This window comes from Paraburkholderia sp. CNPSo 3076 (assembly GCF_026343935.1).
Classification (GTDB): domain Bacteria; phylum Pseudomonadota; class Gammaproteobacteria; order Burkholderiales; family Burkholderiaceae; genus Paraburkholderia; species Paraburkholderia nodosa.
Genome location: NZ_JAPMAL010000024.1, coordinates 42,827 through 65,926 on the forward strand (window position 1 = coordinate 42,827; position 23,100 = coordinate 65,926).

The 23,100-nt window shown below is 65.5% G+C and carries 16 protein-coding genes; 6 read left to right on the forward strand and 10 right to left on the reverse strand.

What is annotated here, in order from left to right; genetic code table 11:
• Window positions 1-17 precede the first annotated feature (17 nt).
• Complete coding sequence (locus M3A49_RS26430) at window positions 18-926, forward strand: LysR family transcriptional regulator (RefSeq protein ID WP_266231673.1); 909 nt, start codon at window positions 18-20, stop codon at window positions 924-926.
• A 279-nt stretch (window positions 927-1,205) separates the two neighbouring features.
• The gene (locus tag M3A49_RS26435; protein ID WP_254356546.1) at window positions 1,206-2,030 is read left to right on the forward strand and encodes an alpha/beta fold hydrolase; all 825 of its coding nucleotides are present in this window, start codon (window positions 1,206-1,208) and stop codon (window positions 2,028-2,030) included.
• A gap of 24 nt (window positions 2,031-2,054) precedes the next feature.
• Here the strand turns inward: M3A49_RS26435 and M3A49_RS26440 are convergent, their stop codons facing one another.
• Together M3A49_RS26440 and M3A49_RS26445 are read right to left on the reverse strand one after the other, a co-directional pair.
• Window positions 2,055-2,303 carry a hypothetical protein gene (locus tag M3A49_RS26440; RefSeq protein ID WP_028207161.1) on the reverse strand — a complete coding sequence of 83 codons (249 nt, stop codon included), beginning with the start codon at window positions 2,301-2,303 and terminating at the stop codon, window positions 2,055-2,057.
• 61 nt (window positions 2,304-2,364) lie between these two features.
• A complete protein-coding gene (locus M3A49_RS26445) occupies window positions 2,365-2,781 on the reverse strand; it encodes a MarR family winged helix-turn-helix transcriptional regulator (protein WP_266231674.1) in 417 nt (138 codons plus the stop codon).
• Between the two features lie 433 nt (window positions 2,782-3,214).
• Between M3A49_RS26445 and M3A49_RS26450 the strand changes: the two genes are divergently transcribed.
• Window positions 3,215-5,458: an NADP-dependent isocitrate dehydrogenase gene (locus M3A49_RS26450; protein ID WP_254356544.1), complete on the forward strand. Its 2,244-nt coding sequence runs from the start codon at window positions 3,215-3,217 to the stop codon at window positions 5,456-5,458.
• Window positions 5,459-5,566: 108 nt separating this feature from the next.
• Here M3A49_RS26450 and M3A49_RS26455 read toward each other — a convergent pair whose 3' ends face one another.
• Together M3A49_RS26455 and ilvD are read right to left on the reverse strand one after the other, a co-directional pair.
• On the reverse strand, window positions 5,567-6,622 hold the full coding sequence (locus M3A49_RS26455; protein WP_266231675.1) for a VirK/YbjX family protein: 1,056 nt from the start codon (window positions 6,620-6,622) through the stop codon (window positions 5,567-5,569).
• A gap of 482 nt (window positions 6,623-7,104) precedes the next feature.
• Window positions 7,105-8,964, reverse strand: coding sequence for a dihydroxy-acid dehydratase (gene ilvD, locus M3A49_RS26460; protein ID WP_266231676.1), 1,860 nt, complete (start codon window positions 8,962-8,964; stop codon window positions 7,105-7,107).
• A 275-nt stretch (window positions 8,965-9,239) separates the two neighbouring features.
• Between ilvD and M3A49_RS26465 the strand changes: the two genes are divergently transcribed.
• Window positions 9,240-10,628 (forward strand): alkaline phosphatase family protein, encoded by a 1,389-nt coding sequence (locus M3A49_RS26465; RefSeq protein WP_266231677.1) that lies wholly within the window; start codon window positions 9,240-9,242, stop codon window positions 10,626-10,628.
• 35 nt (window positions 10,629-10,663) lie between these two features.
• On the opposite strand, the gene cynR is transcribed toward M3A49_RS26465, so the two are convergent.
• The gene (gene cynR, locus M3A49_RS26470; RefSeq protein ID WP_266231678.1) at window positions 10,664-11,560 is read right to left on the reverse strand and encodes a transcriptional regulator CynR; all 897 of its coding nucleotides are present in this window, start codon (window positions 11,558-11,560) and stop codon (window positions 10,664-10,666) included.
• 181 nt (window positions 11,561-11,741) lie between these two features.
• On the opposite strand from cynR, the gene M3A49_RS26475 reads away from it, so the two are divergent.
• Window positions 11,742-11,996 carry a hypothetical protein gene (locus M3A49_RS26475; protein WP_266231679.1) on the forward strand — a complete coding sequence of 85 codons (255 nt, stop codon included), beginning with the start codon at window positions 11,742-11,744 and terminating at the stop codon, window positions 11,994-11,996.
• On the opposite strand, the gene M3A49_RS26480 is transcribed toward M3A49_RS26475, so the two are convergent.
• From M3A49_RS26480 to nirB, 3 genes are all read right to left on the reverse strand, one after another.
• Complete coding sequence (locus M3A49_RS26480; RefSeq protein WP_266231680.1) at window positions 11,990-16,183, reverse strand: bifunctional nitrate reductase/sulfite reductase flavoprotein subunit alpha; 4,194 nt, start codon at window positions 16,181-16,183, stop codon at window positions 11,990-11,992. The genes M3A49_RS26475 and M3A49_RS26480 overlap by 7 nt on opposite strands.
• Window positions 16,184-16,279: 96 nt before the next feature.
• Window positions 16,280-16,627, reverse strand: a complete 348-nt coding sequence (gene nirD, locus M3A49_RS26485; RefSeq protein ID WP_133186372.1) for a nitrite reductase small subunit NirD — start codon at window positions 16,625-16,627, stop codon at window positions 16,280-16,282.
• Between the two features lie 29 nt (window positions 16,628-16,656).
• Window positions 16,657-19,248, reverse strand: coding sequence for a nitrite reductase large subunit NirB (nirB, locus tag M3A49_RS26490; protein ID WP_266231745.1), 2,592 nt, complete (start codon window positions 19,246-19,248; stop codon window positions 16,657-16,659).
• Between the two features lie 694 nt (window positions 19,249-19,942).
• Here nirB and cobA point away from each other — a divergent pair.
• Entirely contained in the window at window positions 19,943-20,737 is a 795-nt protein-coding gene (gene cobA / locus M3A49_RS26495; RefSeq protein ID WP_266231746.1) for a uroporphyrinogen-III C-methyltransferase, read from the forward strand.
• Between the two features lie 57 nt (window positions 20,738-20,794).
• Here the strand turns inward: cobA and M3A49_RS26500 are convergent, their stop codons facing one another.
• Window positions 20,795-22,189 carry an MFS transporter gene (locus M3A49_RS26500; RefSeq protein WP_266231681.1) on the reverse strand — a complete coding sequence of 465 codons (1,395 nt, stop codon included), beginning with the start codon at window positions 22,187-22,189 and terminating at the stop codon, window positions 20,795-20,797.
• 23 nt (window positions 22,190-22,212) lie between these two features.
• On the reverse strand, window positions 22,213-22,947 hold the full coding sequence (locus tag M3A49_RS26505) for a type IV pili methyl-accepting chemotaxis transducer N-terminal domain-containing protein (protein ID WP_266231682.1): 735 nt from the start codon (window positions 22,945-22,947) through the stop codon (window positions 22,213-22,215).
• Between the last annotated feature and the right edge of the window lie 153 nt (window positions 22,948-23,100).

Consider the following 23,100-nt stretch of genomic DNA (forward strand, 5'->3'; position numbering starts at 1 on the left):
CCAACGGGAGCGGCGCGATGGACGCGTTTTCCGATCTGAATCTGTTTGCGCTCGTAGCACGCAACCGCAATCTGGCGGCGGCGGCACGCGAGCTGGGGGTCACGCCGCCCGCCGTGAGCAAGCGGCTCGCGCAACTGGAGCAGCGCCTTGGCGTGCGGCTTGTGAACCGCACCACGCGGCGTCTTTCTCTCACGCCGGAAGGCGAGCTTTATCTCGCGAACGGCTCGCGCATCCTCGACGAACTCTCGGAACTGGAACAACTCGTCACGCGCAGCCGCGGCGAACCGGCCGGGCTGCTGCGCGTGAACGCGTCGTTTGGTTTTGGCCGCACGCATGTCGCGCCAGCGGTGTCCGCCTATGTCGAGCGCTTTCCCTCGATGAAGATTCAGTTGCAGTTGACCGAGCGGCCGCTCAGTCTTCAGGAAGAAGGCTTCGATCTCGGCATCCGCTTCGGCGAGGTGCCCGACGCGCGCATCAACGCGCGTTTGCTGCTGAAGAACCGGCGCGTCGTGTGCGCGTCGCCGGCGTATTTGAAGCGGCACGGCAAGCCATCGGCGCCGCACGATCTCACGCGCCACGCGTGCATCGTCCTGCGCGAAAACGAGTCGGCATACGGCACCTGGCACTTCACGCGGGGCAAGCGCACGGAAACCGTGAAGGTCGACGGCGCGCTGTCGAGCAACGACGGCAGCACCGTGCTGCGCTGGGCACTCGACGGTCGCGGCATCGTCGTGCGCTCGCAGTGGGAAATCGGCGAGCCTGTCGAGCGTGGCGAACTCGTGCCGCTGCTTACGGATTGGGCGCTGCCGAACGCCGATATTCACGCGATCTATCTCGAGCGCAACAAGCTCTCCGCGAAGCTGCGCAGTTTTGTCGAGTTCCTCGGCGACTACCTGCGCGATGCAGTCGGCGTGGAAATCGCCTAGCCGGGCGCGGCGCCGTTGAAGCTCACAAGCCGTCTGCAAACATCCGCGGCGCAGAGCGGATTTCAGGCCGCACAGCTTCGCGGCATCGCTCTGGCGTTCTCTCTATACTGACCCGCGTGCCCCCTGCCTCTTTCCACGACGCGCAGGTGCCGGCACGTTCCACCCGCATCGCCCCTTCCTGGACGCCGCCAAACACCGCCGCGCGAAGCGCGACCGCGCGCGCCAACGCGCCGGCGTCTGCCTGCTTTGTGATGCTGTAAAAGAAACTGGAGAGTTTCCATGAGCACCTTCACCACCCGCGATGGCACGTCGATCTATTACAAGGATTGGGGCAGCGGCAAGCCCGTCGTTTTCTCCCACGGCTGGCCGCTTACCGCCGACGCCTGGGACGCGCAAATGCTCTTTCTCGTGCAAAACGGCTTTCGCACGATCGCGCACGACCGCCGCGGCCACGGCCGCTCCGATCAGCCCGCCAAGGGCAACGACATGGACACCTGGGCCGACGATCTCGCCGACCTGCTCGACAAGCTCGACGTACAGGACGCCACGCTCGTCGGCCACTCCACAGGCGGCGGCGAAGTCGCGCGCTACATCGGCCGCCACGGCACGAAGCGCGTCTCGGGCGCGGTGCTGATCGGCGCGGTGCCGCCCATCATGATCAAGAGCGAGAAGAATCCGGGCGGCCTGCCCAAGGATGTGTTCGACGGCATCCGCAAGGGCGTGATCGACGACCGCTCGCAATTCTTCAAGGACCTGGCCGTGCCGTTCTACGGCTACAACCGCAGCGGTGCGAAGGTCTCGCAGGGCGTGATCGACTCGTTCTGGCAGCAGGGCATGTGGGGCGGCATCCTCGCGCTGCACGACTGCGTGCACGAGTTCTCCGAGGTCGATTACACGGAAGACCTCGAGAAGTTCGACGTGCCCACGCTGATCCTGCACGGCGACGACGACCAGATCGTGCCGATCGACGACGCGGGCAAGCTCTCCGCGAAGATCGTCAAGGACGCGACGCTCAAGATCTATCCGGGCGGCCCGCACGGCATGTGCACGACGATGGCCGGTCAGGTCAACGCCGACCTGCTCGCGTTCCTGAACCGCAAGTAGCGGGGTCGGGCGCGGCGTGCCCGCTTAACGCGCGCACGCCGTGAGCGCCTCCACGTATTGCGCCTGCCACGCCGGGTCTTGCGCGAACGCCGCGAGATCCGCGTGCAGATCGTTGGCGTAGGCGTTCACGCACGCGCGGTTGTTCGCCTCTACGGCGCGTGGCATGACGAGAATCGCCGCCACCACGCCGCCCACCGCCAGCCCGGCGATCGCCACGCCAATCGCCCAACGCCAGGCTTCCTCCCCCGTCCCTTTCAGCGCCGCTTCGTTCATCGCCCTTCTCCTTATTGATTAGCAAGACAATCATTGGATGTTTAGAAAAGGCGCGAACGCCTTACGCGAGTCCCTTGCGGATCTTGCGCATGCCGGTGACCGTCGACTCGAACAGGTCCGGGCCCACTTGCGCACGCAGGCGCCGCGCGACTTCGGCGCTCGCGCCGTTGATCGGGCCGTCGAGCGCCGTGCCGCCCGCCGTGGGAAAGAGTCCCCATTCGCGGCCATCGGCCTCGCCCTGGCGGCGCTCGAGCAAATCCTTCTCGCACAGGTTGTCGACGAGGCGCGTCGCGGTGGGCCGCGCGATGCCGAGCGTCTGCGCGACATCGCTCGCGAGGCACCCGGGCTTTGCCAGCACGACGCGAAGCACGAAGCCTTGCGCGGGCGTGAGGCCGAACGGCGCATAGGCGGCGCTCCACTCGCGCTCCACGAGCCGCGCGAGCGCCGACGAATTGAAGTAAAGGCAATGATCGAACATGAGGGCAATGAGACCATGAATTGATTAGCAAGGCAACCATTATGATGGGCGTCGGCGAGCCTTGCGGGACAAAATTCTTATATAAGACTCCCCGATTCACTTCTCTTTTCACAAGGGTCTTTACCAGCTTGACAGTCAATCAAGGGTGCGATCCATAAAACTTCGGAGCCGTTACCGGATCGCCGGTATCGCCTCGCAAAGCCTTATGCAACGGGGCTCCGTCGCGGAAACGTTTTCAGCGCACGGCCCGCCGATCAAGGCAAACGCACCGACATTCTGGTCAATTAACATTGCGCAAGCGCGTTCCACGATATGAAATATAGGCACGCTTGCCCCCCGGCCCGCTGCAAATTCAGGCAAAATCCAGGTGTTTCGCCGACTGCGCGCAGCCGGTGGTGTTATCACCCCGTTTTTGAACCCCGCCAAGAAGCCGATGAGTACCCAGCAACCCACCATCATCTATACCCTGACCGATGAAGCGCCGCTGCTCGCCACCAGCGCGTTTCTGCCGATCATCCGCACCTTCGCTGCGCCGGCCGGCGTGAACGTCGAGACCAGCGATATCTCCGTTGCGGGCCGTATCCTCGGCGAGTTCCCGGAATTCCTCACGGAAGAACAGCGCGTGCCGGACAATCTGGCCGAACTGGGCCGTCTCACGCAGTTGCCGGAAACGAACATCATCAAGCTGCCGAACATCAGCGCATCGGTGCCGCAGCTCGTCGCCGCGATCAAGGAACTCCAGGGCAAGGGCTACAAGGTCCCTGATTTCCCCGAAGATCCGAAGACCGACGAAGAAAAGGCTATCCAGAAGCGCTATTCGAAGTGCCTCGGTTCGGCCGTGAACCCGGTGCTGCGCGAAGGCAACTCGGACCGCCGCGCACCGCTCGCGGTCAAGAACTACGCAAAGAAGCACCCGCACAGCATGGGCGAGTGGAGCATGGCTTCGCGCACCCACGTCGCGCACATGAAGCACGGCGACTTCTACCACGGTGAAAAGTCGATCACGAACGACAAGGACCGCGAAGTCCGCATGGAGCTCGTGACGAAGGCCGGCGAAACCATCGTGCTCAAGCCGAAGGTCAAGCTGCAAGCCGGCGAAATCGTCGACAGCATGTTCATGAGCAAGAAGCACCTGCTGGCCTTCTACGAAGACCAGATGGAAGACGCGCGCAAGACCGGCGTCATGCTCTCGCTGCACGTGAAGGCGACCATGATGAAGGTTTCGCACCCCATCGTGTTCGGCCACGCCGTGCGCACGTTCTACAAGGACGCGTTCGCCAAGCACGCCAAGCTGTTCGAAGAACTCGGCGTGAACGTGAACAACGGCCTCGTCGATCTCTACACGAAGCTCGAAAAGCTGCCGGAATCGCAGCGCGAAGAAGTCATCCGCGACATGCACGCATGCCACGAGCACCGTCCGGCGCTCGCCATGGTCGACTCGGCCAAGGGCATCTCGAACCTGCACGCACCGAACGACGTGATCGTCGACGCGTCGATGCCGGCCATGATCCGCGCAGGCGGCAAGATGTGGGGCGCCGACGGCCGCCCGGCCGACACGAAGTGCCTGATTCCGGAAAGCACGTTCGCGCGCATCTACCAGGAAATCATCAACTTCTGCAAGACCAACGGCGCATTCGACCCGCGCACGATGGGCACGGTGCCGAACGTCGGCCTGATGGCGCAGAAGGCTGAAGAGTACGGTTCGCACGACAAGACGTTCGAGATCACGCAGGACGGCACGGCGCGCATCGTCGACAACGCCTCGGGCGAAGTGCTCGAAGCGCTGACGCAGCCAGTCGAGCAAGGCGACATCTGGCGTATGTGCCTCGTGAAGGACGAGCCGATCCGCGACTGGGTCAAGCTCGCCGTCACGCGCGCGAAGAACTCGGACACGCCGGCCGTGTTCTGGCTCGACCCGTACCGTCCGCATGAAAACGAAGTGATCAAGAAGGTCGAAACGTACCTGAAGGATTACGACACGAACGGCCTCGACATCCAGATCATGTCGCAAGTCCGCGCCATGCGTTACACGCTCGAGCGTGTGATCCGCGGCCTGGACACGATCTCGGTCACCGGCAACATTCTGCGCGACTACCTGACCGACCTGTTCCCGATCATGGAACTGGGCACCTCCGCGAAGATGCTCTCGATCGTTCCGCTGATGGCCGGCGGCGGCATGTACGAAACGGGCGCCGGCGGCTCGGCGCCGAAACACGTGCAGCAGCTGGTGCAGGAAGACCACCTGCGTTGGGACTCGCTCGGCGAATTCCTCGCGCTGGCCGTTTCGCTGGAAGACCTCGGCATCAAGACGAACAACGCGCGCGCCAAGCTGCTCGCGAAGACGCTCGACGCCGCCACCGGCAAGCTGCTCGACAACAACAAGGGCCCGTCGCCGAAGACCGGCGAGTTGGACAACCGCGGCAGCCAGTTCTATCTCTCGATGTTCTGGGCGCAAGAGCTGGCCGCACAGAAGGACGACGCGGAACTCGCGGCACACTTCGCGCCGCTGGCGAAGGCATTGGCCGAGAACGAGCAGAAGATCGTGGGCGAGCTGGCCGCGGTTCAGGGCAAGCCGGTCGATATCGGCGGCTACTACAAGCCGGACTTCGCGAAGCTCGCTGAAGTCATGCGCCCGAGCGCGACGTTCAACGCCGCACTCGCAGCCGCTGCGAAGTAACTGATGGAACCCGCCCCCGTGCGTTGCGCGGGGGACGTGCACCATAAAAAAATCGAGCCTCCCATGGGAGGCTCGATTTTTTTGCCCTGATGATTGTGACGGCCGATATCAGGCGGCGAGTTTTTGCTCAACCGGTCGATCGTCCTGCGTCGGATCGCACTGCTCGAGGGCAATGCCCGGTTCCAGGTTACAACGATCGGTTGCCAGAGCCACAGCAAGATCCAGAAGATGCTTGCCCGAATCCGCATGACCCAGATGAGGCGGCATGACCTCTTCAATCCCGTCCGTGTCGATGGCCCGAGGGATCTGCGCGAGTAAATCTGCAATCAGCGTCTGTCGCCTGCGGAAGGCAGCACGCCGGTTCGACGGCACCTCGCTGACGTCGCGGTGATGCAGACGAAGCGGCAGCACATACCGCCCATTGCGTTCGACGCCACCCAGTTCCTGCCAGAAACCATCGTAGTCCGCGTGTATCTGAGCCCGCCTGGAATCGGAGACGTGCGTCTTCTTCGTCACGCCGGTCAGCATGTCCACCCCTGCCATCCTGGACAATACGCAGACCGCCTCCATGACAGCAGCCTTGGGCCGCAATCCATGGCATGCACGCGTCGCCTCGCGCACCCGCTCCCTGGCCGCGCCGGATGGCCCTTGCAGGCCGCCGATTAGCGCCCCGATTTTCCCCGATTCGGCGTGCCACTCGAAACTGATTGTCGCCCACGCAAGATCGACGTGCTCGATAACGTCGCGCCAGGCGACGGTCAGCAATCCTTCGCGCCAACAGCGTACCGGCTCGCTCACGACGATGGCATACCTTCCGCTCAATGCCAAAGTCACGTCTTCCGAATTCAGATAGAGACTGCGCACCAATGCGTCGCCGAAGCGTTCCCGCACGACTCGAAAATGTCCGCACAGTAACTCGGCACGCGCGTAGGCACGCATGTCCGTCTGGACGAAGCGGCGAAAGGGACGTTCAAGATAGCGGCGGTTACGGACAACAATATCGGCAAGCAGGGAGTTTGCCGCCAATGCACTCAACCAGATGTGTGCTGCAAACGGATGAAGCAGTGCGTACATAAGCACGCGCCCCCTCCGAAACAGGGCACCGGGAGTTCTCCCAGGAATAACCCTCGCCAGCAAGCGGAAAATCTCGGAAATCGATGTCATTGACCGCGATCCGTTTTCATGAATGACCCAAACGCGGAGGCAACCGATGCAGCCGTGACGGCGCTGCAATTTGCGCCCGATGACGATCCGAATGCTCGAGGGTTGAATATGCCGCACAAATACGTCGCAATCCTTATAAACGATTGCCTCTCGCCGATCTTCGATACACGCGACGTCACGGACCAGTCGTTCGGTCAGCCGATGCGAACGCTCTTGCGAGGATTCGACCAGCCATCGAGGTCATGAAACATATCACAGTATTACGGACTATTACAGGATTTTTCAAATGAGGGCTATATCGTTACATTTTCGTAAACGTTATGAAACCTCCAGGCAAACGTACGGTCCAGTCAAGGCTTGGCCGAACCCCGCCGCCCCTGCCTCATTTCCCGCGAATCCGTGATGCACCAGCCCAAAAAAAGCCGCTCCGAGGAGCGGCTTTTATGCTGATCTGCCGATCAACGGGCGCGAAGCCCGCAATCTCAATCGTCCAGCAGCGAGAGATCGCGCACGGCGCCTTTGTCTGCCGACATCACGAGCTTGGCGTAGGCCTTCAGAGCCGCCGACACCTTGCGCGGACGTGCCTTCGCCGGCTTCCAGCCACGGGCGTTCTGCTCTTCGCGGCGGCGCGCAAGTTCCTCGTCCGGGACCAGCACGTTGATCGTGCGGTTCGGAATGTCGATGCGGATCTTGTCGCCGTCGCGCACGAGGCCGATTGCGCCGCCCGCCGCCGCTTCCGGCGAGCAGTGGCCGATCGAGAGGCCCGAGGTGCCCCCCGAGAAGCGGCCGTCGGTCAGCAGCGCGCACGCCTTGCCGAGGCCCTTCGATTTGATGTAGCTCGTCGGGTAGAGCATTTCCTGCATGCCGGGGCCGCCCTTCGGGCCTTCATAGCGCACGATCACCACGTCGCCGGCCTTGACCTTGTCGGCGAGGATGTTCTCCACCGCTTCGTCCTGCGATTCCGTTACGTGCGCCGTGCCTTCGAACACGAGGATGCTGTCGTCCACGCCTGCGGTCTTCACCACGCAGCCGTCGAGCGCGATGTTGCCGGTCAGCACGGCGAGGCCGCCTTCCTTCGAGAACGCGTGCTCATACGAGCGGATGCAGCCTTCGGCGCGGTCCGAGTCGAGGCTCGGCCAGCGCGTGTTCTGGCTGAACGCAACCTGGCTGGGAACGCCAGCCGGGCCGGCCATGTAGAACGTCTTGACCGCTTCGTCCTGCGTGCGGGTGATGTCCCACTGCGCGAGCGCGTCGCCGAGCGTCGGCGTGTGCACGGTCGGCACGTCGGTGTGCAGCTTGCCGGCACGCTCCAGTTCACCCAGGATCGCCATGATGCCGCCGGCGCGGTGTACGTCTTCGATGTGGTACTTATTCGTGTTCGGCGCGACCTTGCACAGCTGCGGCACGACGCGCGAAAGACGGTCGATGTCGGTCATGCCGAACTCGATGCCCGCTTCCTGCGCAATGGCCAGCAGGTGGAGGATGGTGTTGGTCGAGCCGCCCATGGCGATGTCGAGCGTCATGGCGTTTTCGAACGCCTTGAAGCCCACCGAGCGCGGCAGCACGCGCTCGTCTTCCTGCTCGTAGTACTGGCGCGCGAGTTCGACGATGCGGCGGCCGGCGCGCTTAAAGAGTTGTTCACGGTCCGCGTGCGTGGCGACCACGGTGCCGTTGCCCGGCAGCGAGAGGCCCAGCGCCTCGGTCAGGCAGTTCATGGAGTTGGCCGTGAACATGCCCGAGCACGAACCGCAGGTCGGGCAGGCGGAGCGTTCGACTTCGGCCACTTCGGCATCGGAGTACTTGGTGTCCGCCGCGATCACCATGGCGTCGATCAGGTCGAGCTTCTTGACCTCGATAGCCTTCGTGACCGGGTTCGCAAGGCGCGTCTTGCCCGCTTCCATCGGGCCGCCCGAGACGAAGATCACGGGGATGTTCAGGCGCATGGCGGCCATGAGCATGCCCGGGGTGATCTTGTCGCAGTTCGAGATGCAGACCATGGCGTCGGCGCAGTGCGCGTTGACCATGTATTCGACCGAATCCGCGATGATGTCGCGGCTCGGCAGCGAATACAGCATGCCGTCGTGGCCCATGGCGATGCCGTCATCGACGGCGATCGTGTTGAATTCCTTGGCCACGCCGCCCGCGGCTTCGATTTCGCGCGCAACGAGCTGGCCGAGGTCTTTCAGGTGCACGTGGCCGGGCACGAACTGGGTGAACGAGTTGACGACCGCGATGATCGGCTTGGCAAAGTCTTCGTCTTTCATGCCGGTGGCGCGCCAAAGGGAGCGCGCACCTGCCATGTTGCGGCCGGCGGTGGAAGTTTTGGAACGGTATGCGGGCATTGTGGCTGTAGGAGAAAAATCGCAGAAAGGAAGCGGGCCACGGGAATAAAGGCCCCACGCACGCCCTTGCGAACAACCTCTTGAGCTGCGCTCTGGGCAAAGCTTGCGATTATCCCACACGCATGGGCGCCCCGCTGGATCGGCCGGCGGCGGTCGTGGCGGGCGGGCAGTACGCCCAGAGAAGCATCGGCCGTTTTCTCAGGGTTGCCGAACCTTGCCGAATCCACACGCCTGCACCACTATTCTGCGTCAGACCCGCGTGACGGAGAGAACCCATGTCCCTGCAGAACATCAAGCACGTCGTTGTCGTGATGTTCGAAAACCGTTCGTTCGACACAATGCTTGGCGGCTTGTACACGAACGGCAGCAGCCCCACGCATTTCCTGCCCGCCGCCAGCGCGGAACAGCCATTCGACGGGCTCAAGGCGGGCCTGAGCAACCCGACGAAGGCGGGCGGCACCATCGCCGCAACCACGCCGGCCACCACGGCCACGCTGCCCGACCCCGATCCGCAGGAGACGTTCGCAAACGTGCGCATGCAACTGCTCGGCAACGCGGCAGGCGCAACGCCCATGTCCGGCTTCGTACAAGACTACGAAACAACTGCGACGACGGACGCAAGCCAGGTCATGCAGTGCCACAGCCCCGAGCAACTGAAGGTGCTTTCGACACTCGCGCGCGAATACGCCGTCTGCGACGCCTGGTTCGCCCCCGTGCCGAGCCAGACCTGGCCGAACCGCGCCTTCGCCCACGCGGGCACGTCGAACGGCCACGTCGACAACGGCGCGCCGCCGGACCCGTTCGACTGGCAAGTGCGCACTATCTTCAACGTGCTGGGCGACATGGACGCGAGCTGGGCCGTGTACAGCGCTGCGCTCGTCGCGCCCTCGCTCACGCTCACGATGTTCCCGACGTTATGGGATGCGAAATATAAGGCGAACTTCCAGCGCTTCAGCAACTTCGTCTCTGCCTGCCAGAGCAACACGCTGCCACAGTATTCGTTCATCGAGCCACGTTTTCTGCTCGATCCCAACGACCAGCACCCGCCACACGATGTCTATGCGGGCGAGAGCTTTCTCTACGACATCTGGCACGCGTTGAGCACATCGCCCGCATGGCCCGAAACGCTGCTCGTGATCACCTACGACGAGCACGGCGGCACCTACGACCACGTGCTGCCGCCCGCCAGCGCCGTGGCGCCCGATGCCGCGAGCAATCCCGGCGACCAGAACTTCGCCTTCGACAGTTTTGGTGTGCGCGTGCCGGCGGTCGTGGTGTCGCCGTATATCGCGCCGGGCACCGTGTTCCGCTCACCCGGCGCCACACCCTACGATCACACGTCGATTCTCGCCACACTGCGCGACTGGCTCGGCATCGCGCCCGCCGACATGCTCGCGAGCCGGCGCGTCGCGGCCGCGCCCACGCTCGCTGCGTTGCTCACGCTGGACACGCCGCGCACCGAACTGCCGGCTATCGCCGCGCCGCCCGCTTCCGGATTCATCGCCACCAATCTCGCCCGCCCGCTCAACGACCTGCAAAAGAGTCTCGTGAGCGGCACGGCGCGGCGCTCGGGGCTCGACCCCGCAGCCACGCTCGGGACGATGCCGACCCGTCAGCACGCGGTGGACTTCTTCCACAACCTGCTTTCGTCCGACCAACCCTGAGCCGACCAAAAAATCACCGGGCAGGCAAGGCCGCCTCAGGCTTCGCCCAGCCCTTCCTGCGAAATCAACGCGAGCAGCACGTCCGAAAACGCGTTGGCGGCGAGCGTGCTCGATGCGCGCCGCCGCTTGAGCAGCGCGACGGTGCGCTGTGGCAACGCCGGCGTGACGGGCAGCGTGACGAGCCCGCGATGCTCGCGCAGCACCGCCGAAGGCAGCAGCGTGGCGAGCGTGCCGTCCTTCACGAGCTTGAGCACGGTGCCCGCCGAATTGGCTTGCAGCATCACGCGCGGAATCAACTGGTGCGCGCGGAAATAGGCATCGGCGAAGCGTCGCACCACGAAGTCGGGGCTCAATAGCGCAAGCGGCATCGTCCCCAGCTGCTCCGCCGTCACCTCCGCGCGGCGGCGCGCCAGCGGATGGCGCGTGGCCACGAGCAGCGCCATGTGCTCGGCGAAGAGCGGACGCACTTCGATTTCGTCGGAGCGCACATCCGTGAAGCCGATGCCGAGATCGAGTTCGTCGCGCTCGAGTCCGCCTTCGATATCTTCGAGCGGGCGCTCGCTCACCTCGAGCGCGATAGCCGGGTGCGCTTCGCGAAAGCCGCGCAGCGCCGGGCCGATCAGATATTCCGCGAAGGTCGGGGTATAGGCGAGCCGCAGCAGACCGCGCGTGAGGTCGCGCACCTCGTTGAGCGCGCGCTTGCCGGCGTCGAGATGCGCGAGCGCCTGGCGCGCGTGTTCGATGTACACGCGCCCGAATTCGGTGAGGCTGATGGCGCGGCCGCTGCGGTCGAACAGCGCGCCGCCGAGATCGTTTTCCAGCTGGCGGATCTGCTGTGAGAGCGCCGGCTGCGAGACGTGCAGCACTTCGGCTGCGCGCGTGAAATTCTTCAACTCCGCTACGGTGAGCACGTAGCGTATCGAGCGAAGCATCAAGATGGCTGCCTCCCGAATATCTCCGGTTTTATTCATAAGGCGCGCTTATCGTGACGATCCGAATATCGTCTTGGACGTGGACGCGCGCCCTGCGCAAAATGGATTGCGATGGCGGCAATGCGGTGCGCGGTACGCGCGGCATCGGCCGCCGGACTCCATTCTACCGGGGGGCAAACGGATGTTCGAGTCGATCTCGATGAGCGTGGTAGCGGTGTTCGCAGGCTCGTGCCTGACGTTTCTCATCGCCATCCTGCTGCCGGAACCCGTCGCGGCCAAAGGCGCCCGGGGCGGCCTGTATGCCGGGCTCGGCAAAGAAGATGAAAGCGTCGCGCGCACGGACCAGGCGCGTACGCGCCGCTTTCGCGCGCTGCAAACGTGGCGCGCAGGCGGCCGTGCAGAGCCACACCGAAGCCGCGCCGCGCCCCTTCAATAGACGTCGCGCAGGTAGCGCTTGTCCCGTCCGAGCGCACTGACGTAGTCGTGTGCGGCCTCGGCGCTCATGCCGCCATGGCCCGCCACCACCTCCCTGAGCGCCGCATCCACGTCCTTCGCCATGCGGCTCGCATCGCCGCACACGTAGAGGTGCGCCCCTTCCTGCAGCCACGCCCATAGCTGCGCGCCCTGTTCCCGCATGCGGTCCTGCACATAGACCTTATCGCTCTGGTCGCGCGAAAACGCGAGGTCGAGCCGGTCGAGGTGGCCGTCCTTACGCATTTGCTCCAGTTCGTCGCGGTAGTAGAAGTCGGTGGCCGCGTGCTGCTCGCCGAAGAAAAGCCAGTTGCGGCCCGTGTCGCCGCGCGCCTGCCGCTCGTGCAGGAAGGCGCGGAAGGGAGCGACGCCCGTGCCGGGACCGACCATGATCATCGGCGCGTCGCCATTGCGCGGCGGCCGGAAATGCGTGCTCTTCTGCACGAACACCGGGACGCTGCCCTCCTGCGCACGGTCGGCGAGGAAGGTCGAGGCCACGCCTTTGCGCTCGCGGCGGCCGTTGTTGTAGCGCACGGCCGAAACGGTCAGATGCACTTCGCCCGCATGGGCCTTCGGGCTCGACGAAATCGAATAGAGCCGCGGCTGCAGGCGCTTGAGCATGCCGAGCAGTTCCGGCGCGCTCATGTCGACGGGATATTCGTGGAGCACATCGGCGAACTGCTGGCCCCAGAGCCAGTTGCGCAGATCGCCCTTGCGTGTTTCGTCGAGCATCTCGGCGAGACCCCGTGAGCGCGTGCGGGACGCAATGAACGCGAGCGCATCGGGGTTCGGGCGCGCGATCTCGTAGTGCTTGCCAAGCGCCTCGCCAAGGCGCATCTCGCCGTGGCCACTCACGGCGACCGGCGTGTCGGCGGCGAGGCGCGTGAGGTCAAGCAACTCGTCGACGAGCGCGGGACAGTTGGTGGGCCAGACGCCGAGCGCATCGCCCGCCTCATAGTCGAGGCCCGCCTCACCCGTTGCCAGCGAGAAGTAGCGCGTGTCCTTCGTCGCGCCCTTCATATTCAAACGCACGTTCTTCAGCAGCTTCGAGGCGGCTGGACGCGCCTTCGTCGCCGCGCAGCCGGGCAGCACCTCGGGAAACGAACCGTCGGCGGGCACCGCGTGCAGCGCCGCATCCTCCTGCTTGATGCGCACGACAATGCGCTCGAGCCATGCGTCGGCAGTGCTCTGGTATTCGCTGTCGCAATCCACGCGCTCCATGAGGCGCGTGGCGCCCAGCGCTTCGAGGCGCGCGTCGAGCTTGCGCCCGTGGCCGCAGAACGCGTCGTAGTTGCGGTCGCCGAAGGCGAGCACGGCGAAGCGCAGCGAGGCGAGGCGCGGCGCGTTTTCTGCCGCGAGCGCGCCCCAGAAGGCTTCGCCGTTGTCGGGCGCGTCGCCGTCGCCGAACGTGCTCGTCATCAGGAGGACGTATTGCGCCGTGGCGAGGTTCGCGAGCGGGTAATCCGTCATGCAGGCCGTGCGAATCTCGAAGCCCGACTCCATCAGTTGCGTTGCGTATTGCTCGACGAGCGATTCGACGTTGCCAGTTTGCGAGGCCCACAGCAGCACGACCTTGGGGCGCGTGTGGGCGATGCGCACGCCATGCGGCTTTTCTTCGGGCGCGCCCGGCGCGGTGAGCACAGTCGTACGAGCGACGGGCTCGCCGCGGCTGAACAGGCCCGCCAGCAGGCCGTCCAGCCATACGCGCGTGTCGGCGGGAAACGGCGCGTGCACGGGCAGCATCGGCACGCCGACGGGCTCGGCCGCCCGCAACGAGCGCAGGCCGCCGACAAAGCCCGCGAGATACTGGCGTTGCGCGTCGCCCAGTTGCGGCGCGGCGACGTCGTCGAGACCGAGTAGCGTCGAAAAGGCATCGATACGGGACATGTCGAGTTCCTGAGACGGGTTGACGGCTTGCGCCGCGCTGGCGTGTTCAGCAGACGCAACGGCGGCATCGGCGGCGTCCGGTACGCGCGTGGTCTCGAGCGGCGCGGCTTGCGGGCCGACGCGCGTGAGCGCGACCGCGCAGAATTTCAATTCGGGCTGCTGGGAAATCGGGTCGATCGCGTCGCTCGTGACTGCGTTTACGCAAAGCTCCTCGCCATACACGTCGTTCCAGTGCATGGGCGCGAAGCAGTTGCCGGGCCGCACCCGCTCGGTCACCACGGCGGGCAGCACCACGCGGCCGCGGCGCGAGCGCACTTCCACGCGATCCTTCGCGGCAATGCCGAGCGCGGCGGCATCCTCGGGATGAATCTCGACGAAGGGGCCCGGGTTGAGCTTGTTGAGCATCGGCACCTTGCCGGTCTTCGTCATGGTGTGCCACTGGTGCTGCAGGCGACCTGTGTTGAACACGACCGGGAACGTGCCATCGGGCAACTCGGCAGGGGCAACATGCGGACGCGCGAAGAACATGCCCTTGCCGTGCGGCGTGGCGAAAGCGATGCGGGGGCGCGTGCCGTCGGCGTTTTCCTTGAGCGTCTGGCTCATGCCGTCGTTCACATAGCGCAGCGGGTTGCGGTCGCTCGCGGGATCCGGTGCGATGGGCCATTGCAGCGGCGTTTCGCGCAGCTTCTCGTAGCTCGCGCCGCGCAGGTCGTAGCCCGTCTTCGGGTTCGCGAAGCGCGTGATTTCGTCGAACACCTCGGCGGCGCTCGCGTAGCTGAACGCCTGCGCAAAACCCATCTCGCAGGCCACGCGCGCGATGATCTGCCAGTCGGGCAGCGCCTCGCCCGGCGGCTCGACGGCCTGCTGCATGAGCGTCATGTTGCGCTCGGAGTTGATCATCACGCCCTCGGCCTCGGCCCAGAGCGCGCCGGGTAGCAGCACGTCGGCGTACTGATTCGTTTCGGTGTCCAGAAAAGCGTCCTGGGCGATCACCAGTTCGGCGGCCTTCAGGCCCGCCACCACCGTTTGCCGGTTCGCGACGCTCGCCACCGGGTTCGTGCAGATGATCCAGCACGCCTTGATCTCGCCCGCCGCCATGCGCGAGAACATGTCGATGGTGCCGCCATCCACTTTCACGGGCAGCGTGCCGGGCGCGACACCCCAAGCCGCTTCCACGAACGCGCGGTCGTCTTCCGCAAGCACCGTGCGCTGACCGGGCAAGCCGGGCCCCATGTAGCCCATCTCGCGCCCGCCCATTGCGTTGGGCTGCCCCGTGAGCGAGAACGGTCCGCTGCCGGGACGGCAAATCTTGCCCGTCGCGAGATGCAGGTTGCAGATCGCGTTCGTGCTCCACGTGCCATGCGTGCTCTGGTTCAGGCCCATGGTCCAGCAGCTCATCCACTCGGGCGCCTCGCCTATCATCTGCGCGGCGCGGCGAATGTCGTCGACGGCGAGACCTGTGATTTCGGCGACCTTTTCCGGCGTGTAGTCGTCGAGGAACGCGGGCATCGCGTCCCATCCATCGGTGTGCTGTGCAATGAAGTCCGCATCGGTGTGGCCGTTCTTGTGCAACAGGTGCAGCAGGCCATTGAGCAACGCGAGATCGGTGCCCGGCGCGATCGGCAGGAACAGCGACGCCTTCTCGGCGGTCGCCGTGCGGCGCGGGTCCACGACGATGAGTTTCGCGCCCGCCTTCACGCGGTCCATCATGCGCAGGAACAGGATCGGATGGCAGTCCGCCATGTTTGCACCGATCACGAAGAAGAGGTCTGCGCGGTCGAAGTCCTGATACGAACCCGGCGGCCCGTCCGCGCCGAGCGAGAGCTTGTAGCCGCTGCCCGCGCTCGCCATGCACAGGCGCGAGTTCGACTCGATGTTGTTGGTGCGCACGAAGCCCTTGGCGAGCTTGTTCACGAGGTACTGCGCCTCGATCGACATCTGCCCGGAAACGTAGAACGAGAGCGCGTCGGGGCCGTGCGCGTCGAGCGTCGAGCGCAGGCGGCGCGCCGTATCGGCGATCGCCTGCGCGAGCGGCAGCGGCACCGGGTCCTCGTCGCGCGCGTGGCGTACGAAGGCGCGCTCGAGGCGCCCCGACTTGCGCAGCGCCACGTGCGCCGACGAACCCTTCGTGCAGAGGCGGCCGAAGTTGGCCGGATGCTCGGCGTCGCCGGAGATCTTCGCGACCTGGCCGTCCTCGACGTGCAGGATCATCCCGCAGCCTACGCCGCAGTACGGGCAAACGCTCTTTACGCTCTCGCTGCTCATGCGGTCGATCGATATCAGCTAGAAACAGATTCGGGGCGCACGGCGCATCCTGCGCGCCGCGCGTTTGTCACTACCTTTGTCACTTCGATCGGCATGTCAGGCGGCAATCCAAACCTGACCGTTTTCCACGCGTGCGGGGAACGCGTTGACCGAATGCTGCGGCGCTTCGATGCACTCGCCGGTGGACAGATCGAAGTGATGCTTGTAGATGGGCGAGGCCACCACGATGCGCTCGCCGAAGCTGCCCACGAGCCCGCGCGAGAGCACCGCTGCGTGCGAGTTCGGATCGTAGTTGCCGATGGCGTACACGCGCGCGTCGCCGTCGTCGACATGGAACACGGCGACCTGTTCGCCCTTCACGAGCGCGCACACGCCGGTGTTCGGCACGATGTCGTTGAGCGTGCAGACGGGAACCCAGTTGCCTTGACTATGTTCGTTGCTCATTTCGTACTCCTCGGTTCGATGAATGGGAATCAGACGGTTTCGACGACGACGGGAATGCCGGACAGCGCCTCATGTCGCTTGAATTGCGGCGCCGCCTGCGGGACCTGCGTGCGCTCCTCGGGCGTAGCCGGGCGAATCTGGCCGCGCTCTTCAATGAAGGTGACGTGCTGGTCACCGGCATCGCTATTGACGAAGTGACGGAAGCGGCGGCGCGTTTCAGGATCGGTTACGGCCTTCTTCCACTCGCATTCGTAGGTGTCCACCACGAGCTGCATTTCCGCTTCGAGTTCGGCGCCGAGGCCCAGCTTGTCGTGCACGACCACGTCGATCAGATAGTCGAGGCCGCCTTCGAGGTTGTCGCGCCACACGCTCGTGCGCTGCAGACGGTCGGCCGTGCGCACGTAGAACATGAGGAAACGATCGACGTAGCGCACCAGCGTGGCCTGATCGAGATCGGCAGCGAGCAGTTCCGCATGGCGAGGCTTCATGCCGCCGTTGCCGCACACGTAGAGGTTCCAGCCCTTCTCGGTGGCGATGATGCCGACATCCTTGCCTTGCGCCTCCGCGCATTCACGCGTGCAGCCCGAGACACCGAACTTGATCTTGTGCGGCGCGCGCAGACCCTTGTAGCGGTTCTCGAGTTCGATCGCGAAGCCCACCGAGTCGCCCACGCCGTAGCGGCACCACGTCGAGCCCACGCACGATTTCACGGTGCGCAGCGCCTTGCCGTATGCGTGCCCCGATTCGAAGCCAGCGGCGATCAGCTCCTCCCAGACGAAAGGCAGCTGCTCGACGCGCGCACCAAAGAGGTCCACGCGCTGGCCTCCCGTGATCTTCGTGTAAAGGCCGTACTTCTTCGCCACCTGCCCCACGGCGATGAGGCCGTCCGGGGTGACCTCGCCGCCCGGCATGCGCGGCACCACCGAATACGTGCCGTCGCGCTGAATGTTGGCGAGGTAGTAGTCGTTCGAATCCTGCAGGCTCGCGTGCTCCTTCTTCAGCACGAATTCGTTCCAGCAGGACGCCAGAATCCCGCCCACGGCCGGCTTGCAGATATCGCAGCCCAGCCCCTTGCCGTGCTTCGCGAGCAGTTCGCCGAAGGTCTTGACGCCCTCCACGCGCACGATGTGATACAGCTCCTGGCGCGAGTAATGGAAGTGCTCGCAAAGGTGATTGTTGACGGCGAGCCCCTGGCGCTTCATCTCCGACTTCATGACCTGAGTGACGAGCGGCACGCAGCCGCCGCACGACGTGCCGGCGTTGCACGCCCCCTTCACCGCGGCGATGGTCGTCGCACCGTCGCGCACGGCCGCACAAATTTCGGCCTTCGAAACGTTGTTGCACGAGCAGATCTGTGCGGCGTCGGGCAGCGCTTCCACGCCGATCGCGGGCTTGGCCTTGCCGTCGGCCTGCGGCAGGATCATGAATTCGGGCGACTCGGGCAGATCGATGCCGTTGAGCATCATCTGCAGCAGCGTGCCGTATTCGCTCGCGTCGCCCACCATCACCGCACCGAGCAGCTTCTTGCCGCAATCGGACACCACGATCTTCTTGTAGACCTGGCGGCGCTCGTCGGCGTAGCGGTACGAACGGCTGCCGGGGGTCTTGCCGTGCGCGTCGCCGATGCTCGCCACGTCCACACCCATCAGCTTGAGCTTGGTGCTCATGTCGGCGCCCGCGAAGCTCGACGCCTCGCCCGCCAACGCCCTGGCGGCGATGCGCGCCATGTCGTAACCGGGGGCGACGAGGCCGAAGATCTGGCCTTGCCAGAGCGCGCATTCGCCGATGGCGTAGATGTTCGCGTCGCTCGTGCGGCACTGGCCGTCGATCACGATGCCGCCGCGCGCGCCGACTTCGAGGCCGCAGGCGCGGGCAATTTCGTCGCGCGGGCGAATGCCGGCCGAGAACACGATCATGTCGGCGTCGAGGTGCGTGCCGTCGGCGAACTGCATGCGGTTGGCGGCCGTTGCGCCGTCCACCGTTTTACCGTCCACGATCGCCAGCGTGTTCTTCTGCGTGTGCACGCTCACGCCGAGTTCTTCGATCTTGCCGCGCAGCATGCGGCCGCCGTCGTCGTCCACCTGCACCGCCATGAGGCGCGGCGCGAATTCCACCACGTGCGTCTCGAGGCCAAGGTCGCGCAGCGCTTTCGCGCATTCGAGACCGAGCAGGCCGCCACCCACCACCACGCCCGACTTAGCGTGCGCGCCGCGCGCCTGCATCGCTTCGAGGTCGGCAATGGTTCGGTAGACGAAGCAATCGGCGCGATCGTTGCCCGCGATGGGCGGCACGAACGCCGAGGAGCCGGTGGCCAGCACGAGCTTGTCATACGAAAGCGTCTGGCCGTTGGACACCTCGATGGTGCGCGCTTCGCGATCGATCGACACCGCCCTGGCGTTCAGCACGAGACGCACGTTCTCGCGATCGAAGAAGCCGGGTGCCACGAGCGAGAGATCGTCCGCCGACTTGCCCGCGAAGAATTCGGAGAGGTGCACGCGGTCGTAGGCGGGACGCGGCTCCTCGCAGAGCACGGTCACGCGCGCCTTGGGCGCGCCGTCCGCAAGGATGCACTCGAGAAATTTGTGGCCCACCATGCCATGGCCGACAACGACGATCTCCATCGCCGCCGAGCTGTTCACTTCGTTCGTTGCTTGCACCGTGAGCCCCTGCCAATAAAAAAGGCGTCCCGCGATTCCAGCTTGCGCGAAGCCAGATTCGGGGGACGCCGTTGCCCTGAATACGAAACCCTTGTGCGCCGCGCTACTGCTTGCGGCCGAATCCCCATTGATTCGCGTGGCACTTGCTGCGTAGCAATACGCAAGCACTGTGCCAATCTGCGCGCATCCCGCGCAATGCCCCGTCCGGCGGACTACGGCGGCTGGCGAGCGGGGCGTGCGGCACCTCGCCGGCGCGCGCATCGAGATGCAGGCCAGCACAAGATTGGTGCCGTGCAGCACATTCGCTGTGCGCCGTGGGCGTGCAGGTCGCGGCGTGGTCAATTGGGGGCGGCCGGCTAGGTGCGGCCGGCTAGGTGCGGCCGGCTAGGTGCGCCCGGCTCGGTGCGCCCGGCCCAGGGAGCGCCCCGCTAGCGGGCGGGCGGCGCGAGCGCGTGCAAGTTGGTCTGGAACTTGCGTGAGTCCGGGCGCCCGGCAGCGTTGCCGGGCATGCAACCCTGGTGCCGCGCTTCGCGCGCCGCGCGCCTCTTTTCGAACACACCGGACAATGGCGTCCCCTCGTCGCAAGCGGCGAGCGGACGCCATTTGTTTTATGGCGCTCCCCACGTGGGTGCGCGCAATACAAAGGAAGACAACGATGATGACGGGCAACGAAGGCAAGGTCACGCTGGTGAGCGCAGGTCCGGGCGATCTCGACCTCCTCACCCTGAAGGCGGCGAAGGTGCTCGCGAGCGCCGACGTCGTGCTGCTCGACGATCTCGTGAATCCGGAAATCGTCACGCTCGCGCCGCAGGCCCGCGTGATCCGCGTGGGCAAGCGAGGCGGCTGCCGCTCCACACCGCAGGCGTTCATCGAGCGGCTGATGCAGCGCTACGCGCGCCGCGGCTTGCACGTGGTGCGCGTGAAAGGCGGCGACGCACTGCTGTTCGGCCGCGCAGGGGAAGAACTCGCGGCATTGCGCCGTGCGGGCGTGACGGTGGAGATCGTGAACGGCGTATCTTCGGCGTTCGCGGCGGCGGCGGGACTCGGAGTATCGCTCACGCATCGCGACCATTGTCAGGGCGTGATCTTCGTGACCGCGCACTTGCGCGACCACAGCGAACCGGACTGGCAGGCGCTCGCCGCGACGGGCATGACGCTCGCCATCTATATGGGCATGAGCCGCATCGAGTCGCTGTGCGCAACGCTCGTGGCCGCGCTCCCCACGGCGACGCCCGCCGCCATCGTGCAGTGGGCGGGCAGCGCGAACGAGCGGCGCGTCACGGGCACGCTCGGCACGATTGCGGCGCACGCGCGTGCAGCAGGCCTTGACAGCCCCGCCATCATCCTCGTGGGCAACGCGATTGGCGAGGCGGCTTCGTTCGCCATTTCGCCTGCGTCGTTCGGCGTGCATTCGTGCGAAGCGAGTATCGCGGACCTGCGTCGCCGCGCGTAAACTCGTTAGCGGCCCGTCGCTCGCGCGCGGGCCGCATCCTGCTAACTACCCAGGTCTTCAGTTGCTAGCGCTCGCCTGAGCGCCCTGCACGACAGCCGTTGCCATCGCCGGCTCCTGGGGCAGCGCCCATTCGAGCCAGCGTGCGCGATGCAGCACCACGAGCCCGAATGCGGCCGCCGCGATCACACCGAACGTCGCGAAGCCCATCTGGTAGCTGCCGGTGCTCTCCTTGGCGATACCCATGATGACCGGCAGATAGAAGCCGCCGATCCCCCCCGCCGCGCCGATGATGCCCGACATCAGGCCGGTGCGGCCCTGCCAGCGGCGCGGGACGAGCTGGAACGTCGCGCCGTTGCCGAGACCGAAGCACACGTAGGTGAACGCGAGCAGCGCAATGCCGGCGGCGAACGGCGGCATCCACAGCGCAAACGCGAAGTCGCACACCGAGATCGCGGCAAGCAGCACCACCAGCGCGCGCACGCCCGAGATGCGATCCGCGACAAGGCCGCCGAGCGGGCGCACCATGGCGCCGGTCAGTGCGAGCAGCGACATCACCACGCCGGCTTCGAGCTTCGGTACCTGGTAGAGCGAAATCAGCAGCGTCGAGACATAGGACGACATGCCCACGAAGCCGCCGAACGTGATGCTGTACACGAGCATCACGACCCACGTGTCGCCTTCGGTCAGCACCGCGCGATAGTGGCGCGGCAACACGCCAATGGCGAGCAGCGCGCCGAACACCGGCAGCAGCAGCACACCGGTCTTGCCCGCGCCGAACACGCCGGCATGCACGGCAAGCACGAGCGCGATCAAGCCGGCGAGCGTGATGCCGAACGACCGCAATGCCTGCCGCGCGCTGCCGGACTTCTGGCCGAGGTCGCGGGCCCAGAACGTCACGGCCGTCGCGGCGAGCGCGAGCAGCGGCAGCGCCGCGCCCGTGGCGCGCGCCCATCCGTAGTGGCTGGCGAGGCCCGGAAAGAGGAAGCCGTCGAGCACGGCACCGATATTGCCGGCCGCGGCGAGGCCGAGCACGAGGCCCTGCACCTTCGGCGGATAGTTGCTGCCCGCCATGGGCAGCGCCACGGCGAAGCTCGCGCCGCCCACGCCGAGCAGCACGCCGAGCACGAGCAGCAAGGTATAGGACGGCGTGCCCGGCAGCATCAGCAGCACGGCAGCGGGGATGGCGGAAAGCGCGATGCCCATCAGCGCGACACGGCGGCCGTCGTAGGCCTGATAGAGATTGCCGAGCGTCACGCGCAGAATCGCCGCGCCGAGCACGGGCACGGCCACGAGCAGGCCCAGTTCGGCCGGCGTCATCGCAATGTCCCTCTGGATGAACGGCGCGAGCGGGCCGAACATCACCCACACCGTGAAGCCAGTGTCGAAATACAGGAAACACGCGACCAGCGCGCGCCAGTTACCGCTCTTGAGCGAGCTTACCAGGTCTTTCACGAGGTTCTCTCCAGTAATGGATCTCAACCCGCCATGCGGGCATGCATCCGTTGATTTCGGAATCCAGAATGTCTTTCGGGCGCGCTGCTGCGCGTTTCGGGCTTGCTGACCACGCCCTGCACGAGCCTGTCCATTTCGCCTATCACGTGCGCCAGCTCTGCCGTGATCACCGCGAATTCGCGGCCGAACTGGCCGGCGCGGGCGGCAGCCACCCGTGCATTGAGCGCGACGATGTTCGCGCGCAGGGAAATGGCGGCGAGTTCATCGACGATGCCGGCCTGGCGCTTCGCCGCCGCGGCTTCCACGCTGCGCAATTCGTCCTGGTACGCCTGGGTCAGCGCTTGCAGCAGTTCGAGCAGCGGCGTGGCGGCAGTGGTGAGCTCCGTCACGGCTGCCTCGCACCCGCTATCGGCCGTCGCTGGCTGGACTGAGCGCTCAAGGCAAGCGCACGCGTGCGCGGCGAGTTTCGTGAACGCGCGAATGCGCTCGTCGGCCTTGCGTGCGCCGAAATAGAGTTCGCGCAACGCCGTCGAAAACACGCCGGGAAAGTGATCGTCACCCTCGACCAGCCGTGCGTGCGAAGCCGCAAACGTGTCGAGGCATTCGCGCGCGACGACGAGCGCGGCCGCGTCGCCGTGCAAGCCGAGCAGCGCATGCAGGACCACGCGCTGCGAGAGCATGCGCTGGCGCCCGGCCAGATTGATGAGCTCGCCGACGATTTCCGCAGAGATGTCAGGTATCGTTTCCCGCATGGTCATCTTTAGTAGTGCAAATCGCGTCGCCCAGGGGTTTGCCAGACCACGGCGATTGCGCGACGCGCAAAAAAAAGCGTCCCGAAGCGCACCCGCCACGCACGCTGTGCCGTGGAGTGCCACTTCGGGACGCCGTTGCCCCGCACGATCGAAAGATCC

Bases quoted from the DNA above. Each gene is read 5' to 3' on its own strand.
- M3A49_RS26430 (WP_266231673.1), top strand. From the start codon at position 18: ATGGACGCGTTTTCCGATCTGAATCTGTTTGCGCTCGTAGCACGCAAC.
- M3A49_RS26435 (WP_254356546.1), top strand. From the start codon at position 1,206: ATGAGCACCTTCACCACCCGCGATGGCACGTCGATCTATTACAAGGAT.
- M3A49_RS26440 (WP_028207161.1), bottom strand. From the start codon at position 2,303: ATGAACGAAGCGGCGCTGAAAGGGACGGGGGAGGAAGCCTGGCGTTGG.
- M3A49_RS26445 (WP_266231674.1), bottom strand. From the start codon at position 2,781: ATGTTCGATCATTGCCTTTACTTCAATTCGTCGGCGCTCGCGCGGCTC.
- M3A49_RS26450 (WP_254356544.1), top strand. From the start codon at position 3,215: ATGAGTACCCAGCAACCCACCATCATCTATACCCTGACCGATGAAGCG.
- M3A49_RS26455 (WP_266231675.1), bottom strand. From the start codon at position 6,622: ATGACATCGATTTCCGAGATTTTCCGCTTGCTGGCGAGGGTTATTCCT.
- ilvD (WP_266231676.1), bottom strand. From the start codon at position 8,964: ATGCCCGCATACCGTTCCAAAACTTCCACCGCCGGCCGCAACATGGCA.
- M3A49_RS26465 (WP_266231677.1), top strand. From the start codon at position 9,240: ATGTCCCTGCAGAACATCAAGCACGTCGTTGTCGTGATGTTCGAAAAC.
- cynR (WP_266231678.1), bottom strand. From the start codon at position 11,560: ATGCTTCGCTCGATACGCTACGTGCTCACCGTAGCGGAGTTGAAGAAT.
- M3A49_RS26475 (WP_266231679.1), top strand. From the start codon at position 11,742: ATGTTCGAGTCGATCTCGATGAGCGTGGTAGCGGTGTTCGCAGGCTCG.
- M3A49_RS26480 (WP_266231680.1), bottom strand. From the start codon at position 16,183: ATGAGCAGCGAGAGCGTAAAGAGCGTTTGCCCGTACTGCGGCGTAGGC.
- nirD (WP_133186372.1), bottom strand. From the start codon at position 16,627: ATGAGCAACGAACATAGTCAAGGCAACTGGGTTCCCGTCTGCACGCTC.
- nirB (WP_266231745.1), bottom strand. From the start codon at position 19,248: ATGGAGATCGTCGTTGTCGGCCATGGCATGGTGGGCCACAAATTTCTC.
- cobA (WP_266231746.1), top strand. From the start codon at position 19,943: ATGACGGGCAACGAAGGCAAGGTCACGCTGGTGAGCGCAGGTCCGGGC.
- M3A49_RS26505 (WP_266231682.1), bottom strand. From the start codon at position 22,947: ATGACCATGCGGGAAACGATACCTGACATCTCTGCGGAAATCGTCGGC.